Genomic DNA, 5,045 nt, shown 5'->3' on the forward strand with positions numbered 1-5,045 from the left:
CCGCTAGTCATGGTGGCGCTCCCTTCTGGCATGATATGGTGCGATCTGAGAGTGGTGGACGACCCGGGAAGTTCGGCGGCAGGTTGAACGCGTCGATGATCGAACGCGATCAACGGTAGCAAAATAGGGGCGTCGCGTTTGCGCGGCGTGGTAGCCAGCGTGGTATTTTGCGTTGAAAGCACCATCGCGCCGTGGACTCCGGAGAGTCACCAGACGAAGCAGACAGTTGGTAGTCGCGACAGGCCGACACCGACGGTTATCGCGTGGTGCACTGCGCTGGCCCTCGAACCCACCTAGGATCACCGGATTGGCTTATCCTACGACCGCATCGGGTCGGATCGCGACGCTCGCTGCATCTTACACAAACGTCGGCAGTTGGCGCAACCGCGACTTCCAGAATGGTCGCCGCTGACGTCCGCTTTCAGGCGGTAGAAAAGGCATCCTCAACAGCCAAGATCAGGCGCAAAGCCGCCCGGCTGCATTGGGTCGAACTCTTCGTTCARAGTRATTGGGTTTTGACCCTAKTCTAGAGGATTGAACATGCCTACCACTTCTGAGGCTCAACGCCGCGCGATGTACGCTGCGGCCGAGGGTCGGAGCACGCTCGGCATTCCGAAAGCCGTCGGCGAAGAGTTCGTCGGCAAGGACGGCGCGGGTCAGGCAGCCGCGCTGATGCTGGTTGCGCCCGATGGCGATGTCCTGGTGCTTCGGCGCTCGTCGACCGACACCAACTGGCCCGGCCATTGGTGCTGGCCCGGTGGCAAGTCGGATGAAGGCGAGGACGCCGAGACCACGGCGATGCGCGAGACCACCGAGGAAGTCGGCACGCTGCCCTCTGGCATGCGCCAGCTCATCGATACGCGCGGCACGCCGAACGGCTGGGTGCATCACACCTTCGCGCAGGCCGTCGACAAGAAGTTCGCGCCGCTGCTGACCGACGAGCATTCCGGCTATGCCTGGGCCCCTCTGCGCTCGCTGCCCGAGCCGCTGCATCCCGGTCTGCGCGACATGCTGGGAGAGCGCCTTGRTATCGCCGCCGACATGTCGCCGCAGGATTGGGACGCGCTGCGCTCCAACTTCGTAAAGTGGACGAAAGAGGAAGAGATCGAGCCCGAGCCCRAGCACGTCGCGGCCAACGATGCGCTGGCGATGGACCGCAACAGCGTGCGCACGTTCGACCAGGACGGCCATCTGCGCGTCGAGATGACGCCGATCTCCAAGGCCAATGTCTGCCCGTATTATGGCCGGGAAATCCCGGATTTCGAGGCGCTTGGCCTCGATCCCGAGCGGGTTTACCGCCTCTATCGCGATGCCGACGAGCTGGCGAAAGCCGCCCCGACCTTCGTCGGCAAGCCGCTGCTGCTGAAACACATCCCGGTCAGTGCCAAGGACCATCCGCGCGAAGCCGTGGTCGGATCGATCGGCGATGCCGTCGAATTCCATGCCCCGTATCTCATGGCGCCGCTGAGCATCTGGGATGGGGCGGCAATCGCGCTGATCGAATCCGATCGGCAGAAAGAACTATCGAGCAGCTATCGCTACCGGGCCGACATGACGCCCGGAACGCTGGCTGGAGAATCCTACGACGGCGTGATGCGGGACATAGCCGCCAATCACGTCGCCTTGGTTGAGGAGGGTCGCGCCGGACCCGATGTTGTTGTCGGCGACAGCAAACAGGAGATCACGAAAATGAAGAAATCGGCACTGCTGTCGCGTATGGCGTCTGTCGCCCACGGTGCGATCCTTGCCCACGTCATGCCCAAGCTGGCGCAAGATCAGAAGATCGATGTCAGTCAGGCCCTGGTCGGCGTCACCGCCGGCAACTTCAAGGCCAAGCGCCCCGAGATCATCGAGGCGGTCGGCAAGGCCACGAAAGGCAAGTTGGCGGCTGACGCCAAGCTTGACGGGCTTGAAGCCGTCCTCGTTGCTCTTGATGAGATCGACGTGCAGGAAGCGATCGACGAAGACGACGACGAGGAGGAGGCCAAGAAGAAAAAGGCCGAGGACGACGCCACCGCCGAGGAAGAGAAAAAGAAGGCCGAAGACGCGGAAGGGGAAGAGAACGACGAGGACGACAAGAAGAAAAAAGCCGAAGATTCCGACAAGGACGACGACAAGGTCGACAAGAAGGCAATGGACTCGGCCATCGCTGCCGCTGTTTCCAACGCTATCGATCGCGCCAAGCGTGAGGCCCGCGAGGAAGCCGCGCAGGTGCGCGCAGCCGAAGAGGCGGTTCGCCCCTACATCGGAAAGCTCGCCATGGCCCAAGACAGCGCGCAAGCAGTCTACCGGACCGCGCTCACCTCGCTCGGCGTCGACATCGATGGCGTCCACCCCTCGGCGCTGCCGGCGATTCTCAAGGCTCAGCCGCTGCCTGGCGTTACCCCGACCCAGCATCCGCGCGTCGCCATGGATGCCGCCGGCGTCACTTCGTTCCACGAGATGTTCCCGGCCGCCAAAACCCACATCGTCAAGTCGCTCTAAGGCGAGCGACTTTCATCCCGAAACCCCTTCGAGCCGGCCAGCGAGCCAGCTCTTTTCATGAGGAGACCGCCCATGTCTGGTTTTCAGACGCAGGCTTTCTACAACCCTGCTCCGGCTGTTGAAGGCGACTTTGCCAGCACCAATATGCGCACCACCGCCCTGGCAGCCGCTGGAGCGCTGGTGTGCGGCGCTCTCGGCGTCATCGTCGGCCGCTTCGCCTGGCTGACGTCCGCACAGGTCGACAGCGACAACGCGCCGGCCGTCGTCAACACATTCGGTACCGGCCCAGTCGCGGGCTTCATCCATCGCGAGCAGCAGGGCCTGATCGAGGTCTACCTGCAGGAATCCACGATGCTGGTTCCGGCAGGCTTTCCCATCACCGTATACAACGAGGGCGATTTCTGGGTGCGCAATGCCGGCGTCACCCCGGCCCAAGTCGGCCAGAAGGTCTATGCCAACTATGCCGATGGCAAGGCCACGGCAGCCCCGACCGGCACGCCGAATGGAGCAACCACCTCGGTGGGCTCGATCGCTGCGGCGACCAGCGGCTTCGTCGGCTCGATCGTCGGCAACGTGCTCGCCGTCACCGCCGTCAATGCCGGCACGATCTATCCCGGCACGACCATCTCCGGCATCGATGTCGCGACCGGCACCAAGATCGTGTCGCAGCTGTCAGGCACGCCCGGCGGTGTGGGTACCTATGCGGTGTCGATCCCCGACCAGAGCGTCGATCCGGGCACCGTCATCGCCGGCACCTATGGCGTGTTCACCGCCGGCGGCGTCATCGCTGGCGTGTTCGGCGTAGGGGACACCCTCACCGGTGCCGGCATCACCGCTGTCACCACAATCTGCCAGCAGATCACCGACCCGGCCGGCGGCGCCGGCACCTATGCCGTAGACGTCAACACTGTCGTCGCCGCGGCGGCCATCACCGCGGCCACCAACGTCGAGACCAAGTGGACCGTGCGTTCCTTCGCCCAGCCGGGCGAGCTGATGAAAATCAGCGCCTGGCCCCAGGGCTAAACCCTCCCGTCAACCTCGAAACCACTCGCTCGGCGTGAAGCCGGCGGTCTGTGAGGAGAAACCACAATGCAATTCCACGACTTCAACACGGCCGCCGCAACTTGGGTGCAGCATCGCCCGATGTTCGAGCAGGCCGGTATCTACCTGCCGGAGGCACGCGCCTACATCGTCGAGGCCTTCCGTACCAACCATCTCGCGATGGATGCGCAGCCTCACCTGGCGACGGTGTCGAACACCGGCATTCCGGCGTTCCTGACGACGCTGGTCGACCCGGAGGTCTATCGCATCCTCTTCGCCCCGACGCAGGCCGCTGAGATCTTTGGTGAAACCCGCAAGGGCACATGGATCGACCAGACCGCGATGTTCCCGACCATCGAGCAGACCGGCGAAGTGTCGAGCTATGGCGACTATAACGACAATGGTCGCTCCGGCGCGAACATGAACTGGCCCCAGCGCCAGTCCTACCTGTTCCAGACGATCGCCGAATATGGCGAGCTGGAAATCGAGCGCGCCGGCCTCGGCCGCGTCAGCTGGGTCAGCGAGGTCGATGGCGCCGGCGTCACCGTGCTCGCCCGCTTCCTGAACACCACCTATTTCAAGGGTGTGCAGGGTCTCCAGAATTATGGCCTTCTCAATGATCCGAACCTCGCGGCACCGATCACCCCGGCGCCGAAGGCCTATGGCGGCGTGAAGTGGATCAACAACGGCCAAATTGTCGCCACGGCGAACGAAATCTATGCCGACATCCAGTCGCTGTGGCTGCAACTCGTCAATCAGACCGCTGGCCTGATAGACCAGAAGACCAAGATGACGCTGGCGCTGTCGCCGGAATCACAACTCGCCATGACCGCGACGAACTCCTTCAACGTCAACGTCGAGGATCTGCTCCGGAAGAACTTTCCAAATATCCGGGTGGAGACAGCAGTGCAGTATGGTGCGCAGACATCGATAAACCCGGTGGGCATCGCGGCCGGCAACCAGGTGCAGCTGATCGCCGACGCGATCGACGGCCAGAAGACCGGCTATTGCTCCTTCAACGAAAAGCTTCGCACGCATCCGATCATCCGCGCGATGTCCTCGTGGAAGAAGAAGATGACCTGCGGCACCTGGGGCGCGATCATCCGTCAGCCGATGGGCATTTCGCAGATGGTCGGCGTCTAAGGGCGCCTCCACTTCCGATCTTCGATCAGGCCCTGGCAGCCCGCTTGGTATGTTCGGGCAACTGGCCGGAACAATTCCACCATCACGCCCGTTGGCTCCTTTGCCGGCGGGCTTCTTTTCAGGTGTGGCAATCGGGGATCAAGGCGGGGGAGGGCGTCAAATGCGGGTTTTGTTCGTCTCCGGCAAGGCTACATCGCTCTTCCGCAAAGTGTGAGGACAGCCTTGGGTGGGGAACAATCGTCAGATTTTAGCCACTAGCGGCCTTCCTCGATTGAACTCGTGCCCTTGGGCACGAAGAAGCACCTCCATATGTATCTCTGGTAGGCCTCGAACTTCATATGAGGAATGATCGTTCGATAGAACGTCATTAAATGCTC

The 5,045-nt window shown here is 62.6% G+C and carries 4 protein-coding genes; 3 read left to right on the plus strand and 1 reads right to left on the minus strand.

The window, feature by feature from the left end:
* Positions 1 to 185, minus strand: a 185-nt coding sequence (locus ACXJ7R_RS24575; RefSeq protein WP_457154093.1) for a hypothetical protein, incomplete at its 3' end; no start/stop codon positions are given.
* Between the two features lie 355 nt (positions 186 to 540).
* Between ACXJ7R_RS24575 and ACXJ7R_RS24580 the strand changes: the two genes are divergently transcribed.
* The 3 genes from ACXJ7R_RS24580 (at position 541) to ACXJ7R_RS24590 (ending at position 4,668) form a co-directional block, all read left to right on the plus strand.
* Positions 541 to 2,484 carry a DUF2213 domain-containing protein gene (locus tag ACXJ7R_RS24580; protein WP_457154094.1) on the plus strand — a complete coding sequence of 648 codons (1,944 nt, stop codon included), beginning with the start codon at positions 541 to 543 and terminating at the stop codon, positions 2,482 to 2,484.
* A gap of 72 nt (positions 2,485 to 2,556) precedes the next feature.
* Positions 2,557 to 3,507, plus strand: a complete 951-nt coding sequence (locus ACXJ7R_RS24585; RefSeq protein ID WP_457154095.1) for a gp53 minor capsid family protein — start codon at positions 2,557 to 2,559, stop codon at positions 3,505 to 3,507.
* Positions 3,508 to 3,573: 66 nt separating this feature from the next.
* Positions 3,574 to 4,668, plus strand: a complete 1,095-nt coding sequence (locus tag ACXJ7R_RS24590) for a hypothetical protein (RefSeq protein WP_457154096.1) — start codon at positions 3,574 to 3,576, stop codon at positions 4,666 to 4,668.
* The last annotated feature ends 377 nt before the right edge of the window (positions 4,669 to 5,045 follow it).

It is taken from the genome of Mesorhizobium sp. P5_C1, assembly GCF_054049815.1.